Origin of the sequence: Campylobacter sp. RKI_CA19_01121 (assembly GCF_025771295.1) — a bacterium.
Lineage (GTDB): Bacteria > Campylobacterota > Campylobacteria > Campylobacterales > Campylobacteraceae > Campylobacter_D.
The window spans coordinates 110,832-130,553 of sequence record NZ_JAKMQA010000004.1; the positions used below are offsets into that span (position 1 = coordinate 110,832).

A 19,722-nucleotide genomic window follows, 5' to 3' on the forward strand; every position below is an offset into this window, starting at 1 on the left:
TAAAAATGAATAAAAACAAATTATTCAGACAAATTCACATTTACATTAGCTTATTTTTCTTACCACTAGCATTTTTATATGCTGTTACTGGTTTTGCTTATATAGCTGGTTTTGATGGGGAAAGTGGAGCTAAAATTCAAACTCAAAAAGTTCAAGCTATTATCCAAGAAGGCGCTGAAGCTGAATTTTTAATTGATTTTTTAAAGAAAAATAACTTAAAACTTCCTTCATCTTTGGAACCAAAACTTAACAAAAAAGGCGATGGAATAGAGCTTGGCACTATAAACTATACTGCAAGTATTGTCAAAATAGATGAAAATAATTATGAAATTATCACAAAAGAAAGAAGTTTACTTGGAAATATGATTTTACTTCACAAAGATAAAGGTATGTGGTATTTTTCTGTTCTTGGGCTAGCTTTTGCACTTGCTATGATAATCCTTTATATTTCAGGACTTTTAATCACTATCATAGCTATACGCAAAGACAGGGGCAAACAAATCGCAGTTTTAGGTGCTGGTTTTGTTATAACTTTAATTATAGCTTATCTTAGTGTATAAATTTAAGGTATATCTTATAATCAATAAGATATACTTTCCCTTTTAATACGGACAGATGGGTGAGTGGCTGAAACCACACCCCTGCTAAGGGTGCAGATCTTAACGGGTCTCGAGGGTTCAAATCCCTCTCTGTCCGCCACCTTATAAAATTCATTTTATTTCATCTATTTTAGTAATTTTTATTGTTATAATTAATATCATCAAAACTTAATAAATCCAAAGGCAAGCTTCACATACTATGCAAATTTATGCTTCTATTGACTTGAAATCTTTTTATGCATCAGCTGAATGTGTTTTAAGAAATTTAGATCCTTTAACAACTAATCTCATTGTAGCAGATGAATCAAGAACAGATAAAACCATCATACTAGCAGTTTCACCTGCACTAAAAACTTACAATATACCTGGTAGATTAAGACTTTTTGAGTTTAAACAAAAAATCCACTCAATCAACCAAGAAAGATTAAAACAAACTCAAAAACACTGCTTTAAAGCTAAAAGTTTTGATACATTAGAACTTAAAAATGATTTAAATTTAGAACTAGATTACATCATCGCCAAGCCCAGAATGGCTACTTATATAGAATTTAGCACAAAAATATACAGCATTTATTTGAAGTATTTTGATGCAAAAGATATCCATATATACTCTATTGATGAAGTTTTTATTGATCTTAGTTCTTATCTTGAAAAATACAAACTTTCAGCTTATGAGTTACTTACTAAGGTTTTACTTGATATTTTACACACAAGTAAAATCACTGCAACAGCAGGTATAGGTACAAATTTATACCTAGCTAAAATTGCCATGGATATACTTGCTAAAAGACAAAAAGTAGATGAAAATGGCTTACTTATAGCCTTTTTAGATGAAAAATTATACAGATATAAATTGTGGCAGCATAAACCTTTAAAAGATTTTTGGCGTATAGGTAAAGGCATTGCCTTAAAACTTGCAAATTTAAACATTCATACTATGGGAGATCTTGCAAGATTTTCTTTAAAACACGAAGCCTTGCTTTATAAACACTTTGGTGTTAATGCTGAATTATTAATCGATCATGCATGGGGTATTGAAACTTGCACGATGAAAGATATTAAAAACTACAAATCACAAAATCACTCTAAAGTCATGGCTAAGGTTTTGCCTTTTGCATATGATAACACTCAAGCAATGAAAGTTTTAAAAGAACTTGTGGATTATTTAGTGCTTGAACTTATACAAAATAACCTTAAAACAAACCATATCACACTAGATATACAATATGATAAAAGCAATTTAGAAAATTCAAGTTTTTTGAGTTCTTACAAAGGAGCTATCACTAAAGATAATTATGGAAGAACTATACCTAAAAATGCTCATGGAAGTATAAATTTAGAAAATTTTACCCATTCTTTAAAAATCATCAATAAAAAAGCCTTGGAACTTTTTTATAAAATCAGCAATAAAAACTTAAGCATTAGAAAAATCAGCTTAAGTTTAAATAATATCACAGACAAAGCACAAGAAAATTTCCAAGAATTAAATTTATTTAGTGATTTTAATGCAATTTTGCAAGAAAAAAATCAACTTGAAAAAGAAGAAAAACTTCAAAAAGCAAGACTTCAAATCATGCAAAAATTTGGTAAAAAGGCTATTTTAAAAGCTTCAAGCTTAGATAATGAAACCAAAGAAATTACTTCTTTAATAGGAGGACATAATGCATGATGATTATAAAGATATAATAAATATAAAATATCAAAAATCAAAACAATTCCCACCAATACCAAGAGAAAAAAGAGCGGCGCAATTTGCTCCATTTTCAGTGCTAAATGGTTTTAACAAAGCTATTTTAAAAACGCAAAAAGATATGGAAAAAGCATTAGAAAATAGCAAATATCAAGAAGAAAGCTAAGTTCTTCTTGATAAAATTTTATTTTGCATTAGAGTATTTTTCAAACTCTCCACTTTCATCGATTTCATTGCCATAAAGTTTGTGTAATTCATAGTAATATTTTACAAATTCCTTACATTCTTCATCAAGTGGTAAAAACACCTCATCTTCTAAAATACAAAACTCATCTAAATAATTTTTAGCATCTTCTTTTAGCATATAATGTCTTGCTAACTTATAGTAATTTTGCATAAACACAGCTTTAAAGGCTTCATAAGCTTCCTCATCAAATTTAATGTTTAATTTCTCATTTGCAAAAGATAACACCCCTGATTTAAACAACAATGACAAATGAATCAAACCTTCTGTATAATAAGGCTTAACCTCCTCTACTCTTTGCCAAGCAATCAATCCTATAGCCCTTTTAATAAGCTCATAAAACACAGGAAGCTTTAAATCATCTTCTTCATGTAAGAAGAAATTTACAAGCCCACCCGCAGTAGCTTTAAACTCTTCTATATTTTTAAACACACCACTTTCATTCATTTTCTTTTCGCTATCATTTGCCACAAAGAAAATATGCCCAAACTCATGACCTATGGTAGAAACTTCATAAATTCTTTTCCATAATTTTTCATTGTAAAATAAAATTTCTCTACCATAATCTAAAAATTCTTTTTCAAATACCATAGAAGAAAGCTTCATAAAAGGCTTGGTTTTAGCATTTTCATAAACATAATTTAAAAAAGCAAAGATCTTTTTTCCTGCTATATTGCTTACATACTCATCATTTGGCACTACTTGAGCAGAAAAAAGCCCCTTAAGCTCTGCTCCATAAAAAATCATAGGCATACAAATATAAAGCTGAGTTTTTTCAAGATTAAAATTCACTTCATCAAACAAAGCTTCATCTTCTTCATCTAAATTTGCATACACCATTGCAAAGCTTTCTTTGATTTTATCTTTAAACTCACTCCCATTAAAATCACTCACATCTTCTAAGCGTATATCCCACTCAAGTGCTACTGCATGTGTGTAAGAGTCTTCATAGTATTCTAAAGGATGGCCAATTTGCAATGGGCATTTTACTTCCATCCACGCAAGCTCTGCTTCTTGCCATTTTTTAACCACTTCATTATTATCTTTTTCACAAAATGCAAATTTTAATTTTTCTATATAGTCAATATAAGCATTTTTTTCATCATCTAACGCACAATTTCTTAGTTTTTCTAAAAGTTTATCAAACTCATATTCAAGCTTTAAAACCTCATTTTCAAAAGCCTTTGCATAAGGTAAAAATCTCCAAAGTGTTCCTATTTTAACTAAAGCCCCATAGCTTCTTTCACAAATTTCACCATCTTGATTAAGCTGATAAAGCTCATTTTGCTTTAAAAACTCCAAAGCATCACTTAAATTTGGAAATTGTTCTTTTAAGATTTTATTATTTGTATCTAAAATTTGCTTGCTCCAAACAAGCTCAAAAGAATTCATAACTACACCTATATTATGCACACCTTGAACTAAAGCCAAATAAAACTCATCAAGTAAATTTTTACTCTTAATCTCATCGATTAAATCTTGATGTTCTACTTCATAAAAGGCTCTTACTAAAGAAAAAACTTTATATTTTATTTGAGAAATTTCTTCTTCATTTAAACCTTTTTTCTCAAGCTCTTGGACTAAATTTTCCTCTTTTAAATCCACCAAACGACGCAACATTGCTAAAACATTGCTTTTTTCGTTTTCAAGATTAGCTAGTTCTAAAGCTCTATCTATCAAAGGATGACTTTGATTAGTTTGAAGTATATTATAAAGACTATTGATATTTTGTTTCCTATTTTTCACAATTTTTGCTATTTGCTTAAAATCATTCATTTTTTACCTTTCTTTATTTTTAAAACTTAATTATAATGTTTTTTTTAAAACACAAGGAGAATGTATGAAAGATATGGGAGAACCTAAGCTAAGAGTTATAGCTATGCCAAGCAATACAAACCCCGCTGGTAATATCTTTGGTGGTTGGATCATGTCGCAAATTGATCTAGCCGGAGCCATTGCCGCAAGAGAACTTTCCCCACAAAGAGTTGTAACGGTCGCAGTAGATAAAATCATTTTTAAAGAGCCAATTTTCGTAGGTGATTTGGTATCTTGCTATGCAAAAATCATCAAAGCAGGTAATACCTCTATCACCGTAGAAGTAGAAGTAGTTACTCAAAGAGCTAATGAATATGGCCGTGTGTATTGTATGCATGTAACTTCAGCCGTAGTAACTTATGTGAGCGTAGATAAAGATGGAAATAAATTTCCTATTGATGCGGATTTAAAAAGATTGCACGGCTTTTAATATGTTTTATTGTATTTTTAAAAAACTTTTTATATCATCACAAAAAATTTTCTAAGGCTTATATATGCGTGGATATAAAATATTTTCTGGTTCAGCAAATGAAGAATTTGCTAAAAAAATCTCAAAATACCTTTCATTGCCTCTTAGCAATGCAGGTGTGAAGCGTTTTAGCGATGGTGAAATTAGCATTCAAATAGATGAAAGCGTACGTGGTAAAGATGTGTTTATCATACAAAGTACTTGTGCTCCAACAAATGATAATCTAATGGAACTTTTAATCATGACAGATGCATTGCGTCGCTCAAGTGCAAGCTCTATCACAGCTATCATCCCTTATTTTGGCTATGCTAGACAAGATAGAAAAGCAAGCCCTAGGGTACCTATTACTGCAAAATTAGTAGCAAATCTTATAGAATCAGCCGGTGTGGATAGAGTAGCTACCATAGACTTACATGCTGGACAAATTCAAGGCTTTTTTGATATACCTGTGGATAATCTTTATGGAAGTATTATTTTTAATGATTATATTAAAAATAAAAACTATAAAAACCCTATCATTGCAAGTCCTGATATAGGCGGTATAGCAAGAGCTAGAAGCGTAGCAAAAGCTTTAGGACTTGATATAGTTATAGTAGATAAAAGACGCGAAAAAGCTAATGAAAGCGAAGTGATGAATGTCATCGGCGATGTAAAAGATAAAGAAGTGATTTTAGTAGATGATATCATCGATACAGCAGGAACCATAGTAAAAGCTGCTGAAGTATTTAAAAACAAAGGTGCAAAGTCAGTTATAGCTTGCTGTACTCATCCTGTACTTAGTGGCGTAGCTTATGAAAGAATAGCTAAAGATGCATTAGATGAGCTAGTAGTAACTGACACTATACCTTTAAAACAACAAATGGATAAAATCAAAGTCCTAAGCGTAGCACCTATTTTTGGCGAGGTAATACGCAGAGTTTATCACAATGAAAGTGTGAATTCTTTATTTGTATAAATTCTTTGCAAGGACCATCCTTGCAAAGAAAATCTAAACTTCAAATAATTCTACAATTTTATATTAATTAAAACTATATTTTGCTATAATTAATAAATTATTATTAATTAAGGAGTTATTATGATTAAAAATTTAATCTTAAATTTTGGTAGAACTATACTTGATATAGCGGCTGCATTAAGCTTTATTATAGCGATTATTTATTCTATTGCGCTGATGTTTACTCTAGGATTTATAGTAGGTCTAGTAACACTTATTGGATCTTTAGTTGCGATATTTTTAAGCTTTTTTGTAATTTATCTTGTCATAGATATAAGAGATGCACTAGTTAATAAAAACTAATTACTGGTGGAGACGAGGGGAATTGAACCCCTGTCCAAAAATAAAACAACCACGGCATCTACATGCTTAGCAAAGGTGAAAATTTCATCTAGCCAAACTCACCTTCCAAAATTTCAAGCTAGACTAAGACTTTAACTTCAATCAAAACTTGTCAAATTTCAATCTACACTATCAAAAATGACCAAATTCTAAGCTAGATAGTATCACTTAAAATTCAGGCTCAACTGAACTTACGCAGCTTTAGCGTAAGCAGGAGCAAATTTAACGTTGTTTGCGTTTAATTTTAATTTGAGCTTTATACGCTTTGCTCAAAGCGACATGCCACCAAGGCCACTCTACTCCTGTCGAAGCCAAGTCGTCCCCATTATTTAGAAATTTTATCTGGAACATTTGCAATTTGAGGGTTAAATACGCTTAAAAAAGAAGCATTTTTTTCATAATCACTGCAATATCTATCAAGCTGCTCACCCACTAAAAACATCCAATCCACAAATTCATCGCTAGCAGGCCCATCAAATTTAGCTGCTTCTTGCATAATTTCCTCACAAAATGTGCAAAAATTTGCAATCTCATCTAAATTTAATCTTTTAGCAGCCCAAACCACGTTGTGGATATTTTGCTCTAAGTCTTTTAAAGCTTCTTTGTATTTTGAGCTATCACTGCTTAGCTTTACTATCAAAGGCTCTAAAACATCGCAAAGACTTCTAAAAAAATACAAAAAGCGCTCGATTTCTTCAAGCTCGTAATCTAACTCTAATTGCTCTAAAATTCCCATAAAAACTTCTATAATCTAAGTTTAAATGTTTATTTTAGCAAATTTTAGATAAAATTAAAATTTCTTACAAAATAAAATGGAAAAAATATGGATAGAATCGTAGAGATTGAAAAATTCTCCCCTGATGAAACTTATGAAACAAGCCTTAGACCTTCAAATTTTGACGGCTACATAGGACAAGAAAACATTAAAAAAAATTTAGAAATTTTCATCAAAGCTGCTAAAAAAAGAAATGAATGTCTAGATCATATCCTTTTTAGTGGGCCTGCAGGACTTGGTAAGACAACTTTAGCAAACATTATCTCATATGAAATGAATGCAAATATCAAAACTACCGCTGCACCCATGATAGAAAAAAGCGGGGATTTAGCTGCGATTTTAACTAACCTTAGTGAAGGAGATATTTTATTTATCGATGAAATTCATCGCTTAAGCCCTGCCATAGAAGAAGTGCTTTACCCTGCTATGGAAGATTTTCGTCTTGATATTATCATCGGTAGTGGCCCTGCTGCACAAACAATCAAAATCGATTTACCCAAATTTACTTTAATAGGTGCTACTACAAGAGCAGGTATGCTAAGCAATCCTTTGCGCGATCGCTTTGGCATGCAATTTCGCTTGGAATTTTATAAAAATGAAGAGCTTGCTATCATTTTAGAAAAAGCAGCTCTAAAGCTTAATAAAACTTGTGAAAAAAAAGCTTCTTTAGAAATAGCCAAACGCAGTCGCTCAACCCCAAGGATTGCTTTAAGATTACTTAAGCGTGTAAGAGACTTTGCTGATGTAAATGATGAAGAAATCATTAGTGAAAAAAGAGCTAAAGAAGCGCTTGATTCTTTAGGGGTAAATGAGCTTGGTTTTGACGCGATGGATTTGCGGTATTTAGAGCTTTTAACTGAAGCTAAAAGAAAGCCTATAGGACTTTCTAGTATAGCTGCAGCATTAAGTGAGGATGAAAACACCATAGAAGATGTGATAGAGCCATATTTACTAGCAAATGGCTATATAGAAAGAACAGCCAAAGGTCGTATTGCGAGCTTAAAAAGTTTTGATGTTTTAAAATTAAAATACAACAAGGGTTTATTTGATGAAAAGTAGTAATTTTTTCTTAATTAGCTTTATTTTATTTATTTTATTTTGGGTGCTTTTTTTATTTAAACCTTTTTTGATGAATATAGCCATAGCAAGCTTAATGGCTGTTTCTACTTCTAATGTTAATGTTAAATTCTTAAATATATTCAAAGGTAAAAAAGTCATAGCAGCAGCAGCTACCACTGCTTTTATGTTAGCTTTATTTTTTATACCTTTTGTATATGCTATTATAGAACTTGCAAAAGCAGCTAGCGGTTTTAATATAAGTTATATTCATAATACCATAGAATATTTTAAAAATTATTCTTTGCACCTACCTGAATCTCTAAGCTTTATAGAGCCAAAAATCAAAGAAGCACTAGTAAGTATTGATTTAAATTCCATCTCTAAAGATGTTTTAACCTATCTTTCAAGCGCAACTAAATTTGGGACTAAATTTCTAACTGATATGGTGTTAATTTGTGTGTTTTATTTCTTTGCTAATCTTTATGGAGCCCAACTCATTGGCTATATCAAAACCATAGTACCTATGAAAAAAGAAGAAACTCAAGGCATTTTAAGTGAAGTGAGTAATGTAATGTCTGTTGTGTTTTACTCTATGGTGCTAAATGCCATTTTACAAGGGGTACTTTTTGCTATCATTACTAAATTTTATGGCTATGATGCGATTTTAATGGGGATATTATTTTGCTTTAGCTCTTTAATCCCTGTGGTAGGCGGGGCTTTAGTTTATGTGCCTGTCTCTTTATATGAATTTGCCAATAACAATCTAAGCGGTGCTTTAGTGATTTTCATTTATAGCGTGGTAATGATATCTTTTATCGCAGATACTTTAGTAAAACCTTATATCATTAAATGGATCAATGAAAAACTTGTTCAAATTCCAACGCAAATTAACGAACTTTTAATTTTCTTTGCGATGATAGCAGGAATTTCAAGTTTTGGTTTTTGGGGTATTATCCTTGGACCTGCTATTTTGACTTTCTTTATTTCTACTTTAAAATTATATGTGATTTTAAAAGAAAAGCATTTTGTATAAAGGCGATTATTTTTCAATAATCGCTAAAATTTCTTCTTCGCTTGTGAGTTTTTTATTGTATTTAATCACTAAAAATTTAGAGTTTTTATACACATCTAAAACTCCATTTATGCCTTTAATCATATTTAAATCATGTTTTGTTTCTAAAGATAAATAGACATTTTTAAAATCTGCTGGACTTTGTAAAAACAAAAGCAACACAAACCAAATTACAGACAAAGCTATCAAAATAAAAGCAAGAGTAACTAAACTAAAATGGTGTAAAAAATACCCCCCTACAACACCACCTAAAAAGCTTCCAAAATAGCCAAAAGCATTAAACGCACCCAAAGCTGCGCCTTTTTCATTTACCTTAGCAAATTTACTCGCACAGCTTTGCATAATAGGCTCATGTAAATTAAATCCTATAAAAAACACTATAACACCCACCATAAACACTAAAGCATTATGCGAAAAAGCAAATATAATATAAGCTATGATAAAAAACGCCACACCTAAAAGCAGTATCTCTTTACTTAAGCCTCTTTTTTCTCCTAAAGATCCTGATAAACCCATAGCTAAAAACCCAAGCACCATAGAGCTAACATAAACATGCCATAAATTCTCACTCGGGTAATTAAACTCATGCACTAAAACCAAAGGAATACTTAAAAATGCAATACTCATAAGCATTTTTTGCATACAATTAGTAAGATTCATCAAAGCTAAGTTTTTTTCTTTTAAAAGTTTTTTCAATGGGGTTTTAGTATTTTCATGTACTATTGTATGCTCTTTTGGCACAACGCTAAATAAAAGCACGATACAAATTAAACTCAAAATAGCACTTAAATCAAACAAACTTGAAAGTCCAAATTTAGCACTCATTAAAGGAGAAAGCACCAAAGAAGCTGCAAAAGAAAGTCCTATAAATGAACCCATGATAGCCATAGCCTTACCGCGATTTTCTTCATTGATAAAATCACTTATCATAGCAGTAGCTACTGCTCCTATGGCTCCTGCACCTTGTAAAAGCCTTCCAAACATCATCGTATAAATATCATCAGCATATGAACACACCAAAGAACCTATGATAAACACCACAAGTCCTATTAGCATAGTTTTTTTACGCCCTATTTTATCTGAAATGATTCCAAAAGGAACTTGCAATGCCATTTGAGTTAGAGCATACACACCTACTAAAAGCCCTACTAAAAACTCATTGGCTCCTTTTAAATTTAAAGCATATAAACTTAAAACCGGCAAAACTATAAATAATCCAAAAAATCTAGTTCCTACAATAAAAGACAAAGGTAAAACGGTTTTTAACATCTTTTCTCCTTATAAAGGATAATTTTACTATGATTTTGATAAACTTTTTTTAAAGTCAAAACAAAAAGAGTAATTTATGAAGAAAAAATTAAAAATCATTCTAGCAACTTCTAACGCACACAAAGTAGAAGAAATCAAAAAATTTTTAACTACTTATGAAATTTATGCCTTAAATGAAATCATCACCCCTTTTGAAATCATCGAAGATGGCACGAGTTTTAAAGAAAATGCTTTGATAAAATCTAAAGCCATTTTTAATGCTTTAGGCAAAAAACAAGATGAATTTATCACCTTAAGTGATGATAGTGGTATAAGCGTAGAGGCTTTAGACAATGCACCAGGGATTTTTTCTGCAAGATACTCTCAAGAAGGCACTGATGATGCCAATAGAAACAAACTCATCCAAGCCTTACATGAAAAAAACTTACATCAAAGCAAAGCTTTTTACACTGCAGCCATAGCTATAAGCTCAAAATATGGACATTTTAGTACGCATGGATATATGTATGGCCTTGCTATTGATACTCCAAGGGGTAATAATGGCTTTGGATATGATCCTTTATTTATCCCAAAAGGTTTTGATAAAACCTTAGGTGAATTAGATGAGCAAGTAAAATTAAAAATTTCACACCGCTCGCAAGCACTAATGTTTGCTACTTACATCTTAAGAGCATTAGAAAAAATGGAGTATTAATGAAACAATTTATAAAATATATGCTTATTGCCTTTGGGCTTTATGTGATTTGGATGTTGCTTTATTATAATTTTGCTTAAGATAATGATAGCTTAAAATAAAACTTGGTAATAAAAAAAGCGAACCAAATAAAAGCAAACTCATAGCCAAAACCGTAAGCAAGCCAAAATAAATCGTCGGGATAAAATTACTACTAATCATCACTAAAAAACCTAGAATAATCGTAACACTAGTATAATAAATCGCACTTCCTATACCCATATGCGAAGCTTTTATAGCCTCTTCTAAGCTTTTATGTTTTAATTCTTCTTTAAAACGATGAATATAATGAATCATATCATCAACCCCTATTCCTATACAAATAGCAGCTATGGTAATACTCATAATATCAAGTGGTATATTGAAAACACCCATTAAACCAAACACCAAAGCCAAAGGTATGAGATTGGCCAAAATCGCTACAAAAGCATAAACAAAACTTCTAAAAATCACCACAAATAAAGCAAAAATCACAAGCACCACAAAGGCTAAAGTATCAAATTGTGATGAAAAAAGACTTTGAAGCATATTATTATACAAAGGCATAATACCACTAATTTTAACCTCTACATTATCTTTTTGTAAAAGTTCTTTTAAGTCTTTTTCAAGCTGTTTTAAAAAAGCATCGCGTCTTAAATTTGGATCACTATCTAGCATACGCACGCTAAATCGCAACTCATTATTTTCTACACTTACAAAAGGGGTTAAAACTTGCTTTTTAAAATTCTCATCTAAATTTTCATATAAAAACGCTAAGGCAAAATCATCTAAAGCCTTACCATCATTAATGCTTTTTCCAAGCTCTAGCAAACTTTGCAAGCTAAGCACAGAACCTACATATTTTTGCTTACTTAAAAACTCATGAACCTTAGCAGCTATTCTTGTTTTTTCACTACTAAAAAAATATCTATCATCTTTAGCTAAATCATCAAATTCTTGCTCAAACTCATCTAAGCTTTCATTTTGTTTTGGGTCTTGCTTGAACTTGACAATCACATCTAAAGGCATAGTTCCACCCAGCTCTTTATCTATAATCAACAAACCTTGTTTAATCCTAGAACTATCTTTAAAATAACTCACAAAGCTATTTTCTACTTTAATTTGTAAAATTCCATACAAAGCAAAAGCCACACAAAATAAACTTATGCCATAGATAACTTTTCTATGTTTTAAACTTACATTTGCACAAAAACTTAAAAATTTTAACGAATTTTGATTAAGCTCTTTAAAATTTAAACGTGGCATTAGTACCAAAATACTTGCAAAATAAATATAAGCTAAAATCAAACTCACGCTAATACCAAGACTCATCATAATACCAAGTTTGATAATAGGCTCAATATCTGAAAAGACAAAACTTAAAAACCCAACAACTGTGGTTAAAATAGCAAAAAAACTAGGACTTGCTTTATCAAGTAAGGTTGAGAGTAAAAGCTTATAAACGCTAGCTTTTGGGTGTTTGTGTAAATTTTCTATAAAATGTACGATCAAATGTATCACAACAGAAACAGTGATAATAAGCACCAAAGCTACATAGTTTGAAGACACCACAGTAATATCAAAGCCCAAAAGTGCGAAAATCCCACTTGAAGTAAAAAGCGAAATCACACAAATTCCCAAAGCCAAAAACACCAAACGCAAAGAGCCAAAAAACCACCAAAGCGCTATAAATAAAAGCCCTACTAAACTAAAACCATAAATTTTTAAATCACTTTTTACATAATTAATCATATCATTAGCGATCATTTCTACACCACCAAGGTGCAAAAAGTCTCCATTTTGACTATACTTAGATACTATTTTAGTAATTTCCTCTAATCTTTTTGCACTAAATTCTCTTGAATTTTCTTGATGTTTTTTAATCAAAGTTCTAAAATGCTCTTTTTCATTTTCATTTTGCGCATTATCCCTTGAATTAATCAAGTCATTATAAACAAGATCAGGTGCTAGATAAATCAAAATTCCTGTTGTTTTTCCATCTTTTGAGATGATATTATTTTTATAAAAGGGTTGGTTTAAAATTTCTTTTTTAGCTAGATTAATATCCACATCTTGACTAAAAATATTAGGTATATTTTGGATAAGTTCTTTCAACTCTTTACCTTTAGAACTTACAAGTAAAGGCGCATTAGTGATAGAAAATACCTTTTGCACACCATTGATTTTTTCTAAATCAAGAGTTAAGTTTTTTATAGTTTCTAAATTTTCTTTAGCAAAAATATCTTTATCTTTAGGAGCAAAAGCAAGCATTAAAAAATTATCATTACCATAGCGTGCTGAAACTTCTCTATATAGTTTCAAACCCTCATCATGCTCTAAAAGCAAGCTTTCAGCACTCGCATCAACACTTAAATTTTTAGCAAAAAAACTAAAAAATATACAAAAGATTAAAGTAATCCCCAAAGTTAGCTTTGGGAAATTAAGAAAGATTTTTAAAATTTTACTTAGCATTATTTAGAAAAATTAACACTAGAAAGCTTTTCAAGCAAGGTTTTAAAATCGCCATTTTGCAAGACATCTTTAAATTGTGAGCGATATGTTTGTATGATACTTATACCAAAAATATCTACATCATAAATTTGCCAATCATTATTTTTATCATAAAATTTAAAAATTACAAAATTTTCTTTGCCATCTACTATCATAGAAGTTTTCAAAAAAGCTCTTTTATTTTTTTCTTCTAAATTAATCACTTTTAATTTTTGAGAATCATACAAAGCAAGCTTATCTGTGAAACTTTTTTTAAGGTTTTTTTCAAAAGCTTTGTTAAATTCATTTTTTTCATTTTCACTTAATTTTTCATATCTTGTAGAAAGACTAAGTTTAGCCATAAGCTCATAATCAAAAACACCATCAAATAAAACAAAGATTTTTTCCGCCGCTTTAACTTTATCATTTTTATTTTGATCCAATATCTTTAAGCTCTCATCAATTTTTTCTTGCATAGTTTTAGAAATATCTTGCAAATTTAAAGCAAAAGCAAATACTACACTAAAAAGCAAAACTATGATTTTTTTCATTTTATCTCCTTATTTGATGAGTTCTTGGCGTCTTTGTTCATACGCATCGCGTATAAAAGTATAATAATCTACACTATTTTGGTAAATATCATCTATTTTTTCATACTCAAAACTTAATTCATTAAGTTTTAATGCAGCATTTACGCCTGCTCCAACCCAAAGATTCTCAATATATCCCTCAGGCACCATAAACCAATTTACAGGTAAAGCTAAAGCATCTCTTACATTATAAGGACCTAAAAGTGGAAGCACTAAGTGTGATCCACTACCTACTCCCCATTTACCCAAAGTCGTTCCAAAATCAGCCTCATAACTTTTTAAAGGAGTTTTGCTCGCACTATCTAACAAACCAAATCCAAAAATCACATTCACACAAAATCTTCCAAATTCCTCACCAGCTTTTCTAAATTCTAAACTTAAAAGGTGATTGATAAATCTAAAAGGCGATCTTGTAGTATCAAAAGCATTTTTTACCCCTGTTCTTATAAAACTTGGAGTAATACTTTTATAAGAAAGTGCAACTGGTCTTAAAAAATAAATATAAAGATCATAATTAAATTTACTCATAGCTTTATTATAACTATAAAAGCTATCTTTGACTTCTTTTTTTTGATATTCTTGTTCAAAATCTTCAAAGTCATTGGCTAAAATCAAAGTATTAAAAAATAAACACAAACTTAGTATGTATTTTAACAAGCTTTTCCTTTTAAAATTTCATAAATTGAAATCGTAAATTATACAAAAATTAAAATAAATTTTTACATTAAAATACTTTTAAAATATTCTTTAAAAAGATTAAAAATTTTTATTTACCTATAAAATAAGTCTTAGAAAATATGCAAAAAATACAAATTTATTTTTGCTTTTAAAAATAAGCTATAATTTTTTCAAAATTTACTATTAAAAGGATAAAAAATGAAAAAAATTTTCACCCTGCTTTTTTTGTGTATTTTCGGCTATGGCGCTGATGTAAATATCGCTGCAGCTGCAAATGTAGCTTATGCTTTTAAAGCCTTACAAAAAGAATTTCAAAAAGAAAACCCTGATATTAGTATCAATGTAAGCTTAGGTGCTAGTGGAAATTTAGTTTCACAAATCAAAAATGGAGCACCATTTGATATATTTATGGCTGCAAATATGAAATTTGTACAAAGCTTGTATGATGATAATTTTGCTAGTACAAAACCTGTTATTTATGCTCAAGGAGCTTTAGCTTTACTCAGTGTTAGAATGGATTTAAGCAAAGGATTAGACACACTTAAAGAAGAAAAAGTAAAAATCATCACCATAGCCAATCCCAAAGCTGCTCCTTATGGTCAAGCTAGCATAGAAACTTTACAAAATGCTAAAATTTATGAGCAAACAAAAGCTAAAATCATCGAGGCAAAATCTATAGGAGAAGCACTTACTCAAACACTAAAAGCAGCCGATGTGGGTTTTATAGCAGCAAGTGCTTTATATGAAGATACGCTAAAATCTTATAAACTCCAAGAAGGAAAAAATTATATTTTAATTAATCCAAAGCTTTATGAACCAATCAATCAAGGTATTATCATCACTTCTTATGGTAAAGATAATGCCAAAGCTAAGAAATTTTATGATTTTATTTTAAGCAAAAAGGCTAAGGAAATTTTCAAAGCTTATGGCTATAATATCCCATGATTAAAGCTAAAATAAATACTATAAAAAATCATGAAAATATAAACTGGGTAGAATTTCTTATAAAAAAACATAAATTATATATGCTTGCTTTAGAACTTGATGAAAAAGCAAGCATTGATCAAGAAGTTTTACTTGCCTTTAAAAGTAGCGAGTGCTTGCTTAGTAAAAAAAATTTAGAAAACTCATTTTTAAATACCTTTTATGCAAAAATCATTGATATTTTTCAAGGACAAATCATCACTATCGTAAGATTAGAAAATGAAATTTGCACTTTCGAAGCTCAAATTAGCACCCATGAGTTTTTAGAGCAAAACTATCAAAAAAATGATTTTGTATTTGCTTATGTACATCCTAGTGCTTTATTTATCAAAGAGTATTTATGCTAAAACTTGACTTTGAAAAAATCTTTAAAAATAAAGAAAAAGAATTTAAACTTAAGGTTAAATTTGAAATTAAAGAAGGGGATTTTTGTGCTATTTTTGGAAAAAGTGGCAGCGGTAAAACTACGCTTTTAAGAATTTTAGCAGGTTTTGAAAAAGCACAAGGAATTTGCATTTTTAATGATACTATATTTTTTGATGATAAAAACTTTCTAAGTCCACAAAAAAGAAAGCTTGGCTTTGTTTTTCAAGATTATGCTTTATTTGAAAATATGAATGTAGAGCAAAACTTACTTTTTGCCAAAAAAGATCTAAAATTTGCTAATGAACTTTTAGAGCTTTTAGATTTAAGTAAACACAAAAAAAGTCATATTTTAGAACTAAGCGGGGGACAAAAACAACGCGTAGCTTTAGCAAGAGCTATTATGCAAAAACCCAAACTTTTACTTTTAGATGAGCCATTTAGCGCCCTAGATAATGAGATAAAACTACACTTACATGATTATCTTTTAAATATACATAAAACTTATAAAATCACTACTATTTTAATCAGTCATGATGTAAGTGAAGTTTATAAACTAGCCAATAAAGTCATCATTTTAGAAAATGGAACTATCATCAAAGAAGGCTCGCCTAATGAAGTTTTTTTAAAGACGCAAGGCTCACAAAAATTTGCTATAAAAGCACGCATTTTAAAACTACAAAAACAAGATAGCATATTTATAGCCATACTTGCCATAGGTAATCAAATCAGCCAAGTAGCGCTAAGTCCTTTAGAAGCTAAAGATTTTAAAGAAAATGATGAAGTGCTTTTGAGCCAAAAAGCTTTTGCGCTAAATTTAAGCAAGTGTTAAAATTATCACGATAATGATATTTTTAACATATAATTTTATAAATAAACAAACTTTAAACAACTTTAATATATAATTCCAAACTTCAAAATATTATTAATTTCCAAAGGAGTTTTAATGTTAAATTTCACGGGGGGGGGGAATTGAGAATTCTCAATCAAGCATATCCTCTTTAAAAACATCAAACAATATTTCTTTTACTAAGAAAACCTTCTTATCTTTAGCAACTATATCTTTTTTAGCAACTTGTGCTAATGCTAGTATAACAACTATAAGTGATAAAGCTTCTAATGGTAGTATTGCTATCACTAAAGCTAAAAGCACTACAAACAATAACAACAAACAAGTAAAAAATTCTAAAAGTATTAGTGGTGGTGGATGTAGCAGTACAATTTGTAATATAGGGAGTGCTGTTAATAATGGTGTTACTATAAGTGGTGCAGACGGTGGGCATTTAATTGTAGATAAAGAAGGCAATATAAATGTTAGTGGCAATAATCAACACGGGGTTAATATAGACGCTTCTTCAAATGCTACTATTACTAATAATGGTAATATCAAAGGTAGTAATGGTATTAACATTAATAATAATAAAACTTTAGACAATCTTACTAATACCGGTAATATTATTGGGATTCAATGGAATGGTGTTGATGTTCAAAGTGGTGGTAAAATAGGAACTATTACTAATAGTGGTTTAATACAAAGCACAGGTGCTGAGCATGGTATAAATATAAAAAATAATGCTACTGTAGAAAATATATATAATAATGAAAATGCAGTTATTAAAGGAGTTAATGGTATTCAATTAGGAAATAGTGGTGGTATAAATTCTATTATTAATCATGGCACCATCGAAGGTAGCAGCAAAGGTATTCAAGTTACCTGGGGTAATATAAATACCATTAATAATTCAGGGACTATAAGTGGAAATAGTCATGGAATTGAAATGTATGGTGGTAGTATAGGAACTTTTAAGAATACAGGAACTATTACAACCAATGGAGCTAATGGTATTTACATACATGGTGGTACTATAAAATCTCTTGATAATTCGGGTATTATTTCATCTGCTCAAACTGGAATAATATTTGAAAAACTAAACTGGACTGTTGCAAAAATTGAAACACTAAATAACACAGGTAGTATTATAGGGCAAAATAAACATGGACTTTATATAACAGGAAGTACAGATAGTTTGCATACTTTAAACAATAGTGGTCTTATATATGGAGGACAGGCTGGAATTTATGTAAGTGGAGAATGGGGTGTTGTTGGTAAAATGAGTACCATAAATAACCAAGGCTCTATTATAGGTGGCCAACATGGAATTCACTTGGTTGCATTTAATGGACATCTTGGCTCAACAATTGAAAACATTACTAGCAAAGGTATTATTTTAGGTAAAAGTGGTTCTGGTGTTCACCTAGATACTAGCTCTCAACACATCAAAGACTACATCAAACTAGATGGCTCTAATGCTCTTATAGCAGGTGGCACAGCAGGTATACACAATAAAGGAACCATAGGTGTAAATAATAATGGAAAATCTGTAAATAATGGCAATGTAATCGACTTGCAAAATGGTGCCACCATAGCAGCATTAACTTTTAGCGAAGATGGAAACTCTTACACTTATAACCAAGAAGGCACAGCCATACTTAATGAAGGTAATATACAAGGAAATATCAACCTTGATAAAGAATCTAAAATCATAGGAGCTCTTCATAATAAAAACACCATAGGTGGTAATATATCTTTAAATGATAAATCCTATATCACTTCAATCAATAATGAAAAAACCATACAAGGCTCTATAGACTTAAAAAACAAATCTCACATAGATAGTATTATCAATAGTGGAACTATAGAAAAAGGTATTAATCTTAATCAAAGCACTATAGGTTCTATTGCAAATTCAGGTTCTATAGGAAATGGTGGTATCAAACTAGATGATAGCACTATAGGTTCTATTACAAACAATGAAGGTGCTAAAACTGATTTAGACTTAAAAAATAACTCAATAGTAGGAACTATTACTAATAATGGGGATATGGAAATTAGTAGAGATGAAACTTCATCTATAGGTACATTTGCTAATAATGGTAATTTAAAAAATACCTTTGAAAATAAAGACACCCTAGGTACTCTTGAAAACACTAAAGGTGCTATCTTAGAAAAAGGCTTAAACAATGATAATGGTTCTATAGGTTTAATTAACAACGCAGGAACCATTGCAAGTATTACTAATACCTTTAATGATAAAACCAAAGATGCTAAAGAAAATAAAGGTTATATAGGTGTTATTACTAATACAGGTACTATAGGTAAAGAAGCTTCTCCTTTAGCTACTCAAGATATAACTTATGGTATTAACAACAGTGGTACTATAGAAAAACTTATTAATTCTTCAGGGGATTTAACTGATCCTAATGCAGGTAAAGATATACACATCTTTGGTGGTATTAATAATAGTGGCTATATCAATATTGAAAACACTGGTAATATCCATGGAGGTATTACTAATAGTGGTACTTTAGTTGTTAATAATGGTCATATCCATCCTGCAACTGCTGATCATGAAGCTACATGGCATAGTGGCTATATAGGTAAAAATAACAATGGCTACCAATTAGAAAACAATACAGGCGGTAAAATCAGTATAGATGGTTGGTACTTTGATGAACTTGAATATACTCAAAGTAATGAACAAAGATTAGAAAATTCTATCATTATAGGTGGAAATAA

At 30.3% G+C, this 19,722-nt stretch carries 20 protein-coding genes, 1 tRNA gene and 1 other RNA gene; 14 read left to right on the forward strand and 8 right to left on the reverse strand.

Going from position 1 to position 19,722, the window contains the following annotated elements:
• Positions 1-5: 5 nt before the first annotated feature.
• The 4 genes from L8T90_RS03075 to L8T90_RS03090 all read left to right on the forward strand — a co-directional run bounded on the left by L8T90_RS03075 (position 6) and on the right by L8T90_RS03090 (position 2,455).
• Positions 6-560: a PepSY-associated TM helix domain-containing protein gene (locus L8T90_RS03075; RefSeq protein ID WP_263682382.1), complete on the forward strand. Its 555-nt coding sequence runs from the start codon at positions 6-8 to the stop codon at positions 558-560.
• 49 nt (positions 561-609) lie between these two features.
• Positions 610-699 (forward strand) — tRNA-Ser (locus tag L8T90_RS03080).
• A gap of 99 nt (positions 700-798) precedes the next feature.
• Complete coding sequence (locus L8T90_RS03085; protein ID WP_263736689.1) at positions 799-2,268, forward strand: DNA methylase; 1,470 nt, start codon at positions 799-801, stop codon at positions 2,266-2,268.
• Positions 2,261-2,455 (forward strand): hypothetical protein, encoded by a 195-nt coding sequence (locus L8T90_RS03090; RefSeq protein WP_263682384.1) that lies wholly within the window; start codon positions 2,261-2,263, stop codon positions 2,453-2,455. Before L8T90_RS03085 ends, L8T90_RS03090 begins: the two co-directional genes overlap by 8 nt.
• Positions 2,456-2,473: 18 nt before the next feature.
• Here L8T90_RS03090 and ciaB read toward each other — a convergent pair whose 3' ends face one another.
• Entirely contained in the window at positions 2,474-4,309 is a 1,836-nt protein-coding gene (ciaB, locus tag L8T90_RS03095; protein ID WP_263736690.1) for an invasion protein CiaB, read from the reverse strand.
• Between the two features lie 64 nt (positions 4,310-4,373).
• Here ciaB and L8T90_RS03100 point away from each other — a divergent pair, with 64 nt between their 5' ends.
• The 3 genes from L8T90_RS03100 to L8T90_RS03110 all read left to right on the forward strand — a co-directional run bounded on the left by L8T90_RS03100 (position 4,374) and on the right by L8T90_RS03110 (position 6,114).
• The gene (locus L8T90_RS03100) at positions 4,374-4,778 is read left to right on the forward strand and encodes an acyl-CoA thioesterase (protein WP_039619080.1); all 405 of its coding nucleotides are present in this window, start codon (positions 4,374-4,376) and stop codon (positions 4,776-4,778) included.
• A 64-nt stretch (positions 4,779-4,842) separates the two neighbouring features.
• Positions 4,843-5,772, forward strand: coding sequence for a ribose-phosphate pyrophosphokinase (locus tag L8T90_RS03105; RefSeq protein WP_139470980.1), 930 nt, complete (start codon positions 4,843-4,845; stop codon positions 5,770-5,772).
• Positions 5,773-5,892: 120 nt separating this feature from the next.
• Entirely contained in the window at positions 5,893-6,114 is a 222-nt protein-coding gene (locus L8T90_RS03110) for a hypothetical protein (protein WP_214135152.1), read from the forward strand.
• A 4-nt stretch (positions 6,115-6,118) separates the two neighbouring features.
• On the opposite strand, the gene ssrA is transcribed toward L8T90_RS03110, so the two are convergent.
• Together ssrA and L8T90_RS03120 are read right to left on the reverse strand one after the other, a co-directional pair.
• Positions 6,119-6,477, reverse strand: a transfer-messenger RNA (tmRNA) gene (gene ssrA, locus L8T90_RS03115).
• 1 nt (position 6,478) lies between these two features.
• The gene (locus L8T90_RS03120) at positions 6,479-6,889 is read right to left on the reverse strand and encodes a hypothetical protein (protein ID WP_039619086.1); all 411 of its coding nucleotides are present in this window, start codon (positions 6,887-6,889) and stop codon (positions 6,479-6,481) included.
• An 87-nt stretch (positions 6,890-6,976) separates the two neighbouring features.
• Here L8T90_RS03120 and ruvB point away from each other — a divergent pair, with 87 nt between their 5' ends.
• The gene (ruvB, locus tag L8T90_RS03125; RefSeq protein ID WP_039619088.1) at positions 6,977-7,987 is read left to right on the forward strand and encodes a Holliday junction branch migration DNA helicase RuvB; all 1,011 of its coding nucleotides are present in this window, start codon (positions 6,977-6,979) and stop codon (positions 7,985-7,987) included.
• Positions 7,977-9,020, forward strand: a complete 1,044-nt coding sequence (locus L8T90_RS03130) for an AI-2E family transporter (protein WP_263736692.1) — start codon at positions 7,977-7,979, stop codon at positions 9,018-9,020. The genes ruvB and L8T90_RS03130 overlap by 11 nt, the downstream gene beginning before the upstream one ends.
• A 6-nt stretch (positions 9,021-9,026) precedes the next feature.
• On the opposite strand, the gene L8T90_RS03135 is transcribed toward L8T90_RS03130, so the two are convergent.
• The gene (locus L8T90_RS03135) at positions 9,027-10,328 is read right to left on the reverse strand and encodes an MFS transporter (protein ID WP_263736693.1); all 1,302 of its coding nucleotides are present in this window, start codon (positions 10,326-10,328) and stop codon (positions 9,027-9,029) included.
• Between the two features lie 76 nt (positions 10,329-10,404).
• On the opposite strand from L8T90_RS03135, the gene L8T90_RS03140 reads away from it, so the two are divergent.
• A complete protein-coding gene (locus L8T90_RS03140; protein ID WP_263736694.1) occupies positions 10,405-11,022 on the forward strand; it encodes a non-canonical purine NTP pyrophosphatase in 618 nt (205 codons plus the stop codon).
• A gap of 24 nt (positions 11,023-11,046) precedes the next feature.
• Here L8T90_RS03140 and L8T90_RS03145 read toward each other — a convergent pair whose 3' ends face one another.
• The 3 genes from L8T90_RS03145 to L8T90_RS03155 are packed head-to-tail and all read right to left on the reverse strand — an operon-like array spanning position 11,047 to position 14,777.
• Complete coding sequence (locus L8T90_RS03145) at positions 11,047-13,512, reverse strand: efflux RND transporter permease subunit (RefSeq protein WP_263736695.1); 2,466 nt, start codon at positions 13,510-13,512, stop codon at positions 11,047-11,049.
• Positions 13,512-14,081: an ABC transporter substrate-binding protein gene (locus tag L8T90_RS03150; protein ID WP_263736696.1), complete on the reverse strand. Its 570-nt coding sequence runs from the start codon at positions 14,079-14,081 to the stop codon at positions 13,512-13,514. The genes L8T90_RS03145 and L8T90_RS03150 overlap by 1 nt, the downstream gene beginning before the upstream one ends.
• A 9-nt stretch (positions 14,082-14,090) precedes the next feature.
• Positions 14,091-14,777, reverse strand: a complete 687-nt coding sequence (locus tag L8T90_RS03155) for a VacJ family lipoprotein (protein ID WP_263736698.1) — start codon at positions 14,775-14,777, stop codon at positions 14,091-14,093.
• Positions 14,778-14,996: 219 nt separating this feature from the next.
• Between L8T90_RS03155 and modA the strand changes: the two genes are divergently transcribed.
• From modA to L8T90_RS03170, 3 genes are read left to right on the forward strand one after another with little or no spacing between them, the layout of a single operon-like run.
• Entirely contained in the window at positions 14,997-15,743 is a 747-nt protein-coding gene (gene modA / locus L8T90_RS03160; protein WP_263736699.1) for a molybdate ABC transporter substrate-binding protein, read from the forward strand.
• Positions 15,740-16,129 (forward strand): hypothetical protein, encoded by a 390-nt coding sequence (locus L8T90_RS03165; RefSeq protein ID WP_133319764.1) that lies wholly within the window; start codon positions 15,740-15,742, stop codon positions 16,127-16,129. Before modA ends, L8T90_RS03165 begins: the two co-directional genes overlap by 4 nt.
• Positions 16,123-16,977, forward strand: a complete 855-nt coding sequence (locus tag L8T90_RS03170) for an ABC transporter ATP-binding protein (RefSeq protein ID WP_263736700.1) — start codon at positions 16,123-16,125, stop codon at positions 16,975-16,977. The genes L8T90_RS03165 and L8T90_RS03170 overlap by 7 nt, the downstream gene beginning before the upstream one ends.
• A 150-nt stretch (positions 16,978-17,127) precedes the next feature.
• On the opposite strand, the gene L8T90_RS03175 is transcribed toward L8T90_RS03170, so the two are convergent.
• The gene (locus L8T90_RS03175; RefSeq protein WP_263736701.1) at positions 17,128-17,469 is read right to left on the reverse strand and encodes a hypothetical protein; all 342 of its coding nucleotides are present in this window, start codon (positions 17,467-17,469) and stop codon (positions 17,128-17,130) included.
• A 454-nt stretch (positions 17,470-17,923) separates the two neighbouring features.
• Here L8T90_RS03175 and L8T90_RS03180 point away from each other — a divergent pair.
• The coding region (locus L8T90_RS03180; protein ID WP_263736702.1) for a hypothetical protein at positions 17,924-19,722 on the forward strand (1,799 nt) is incomplete at its 3' end.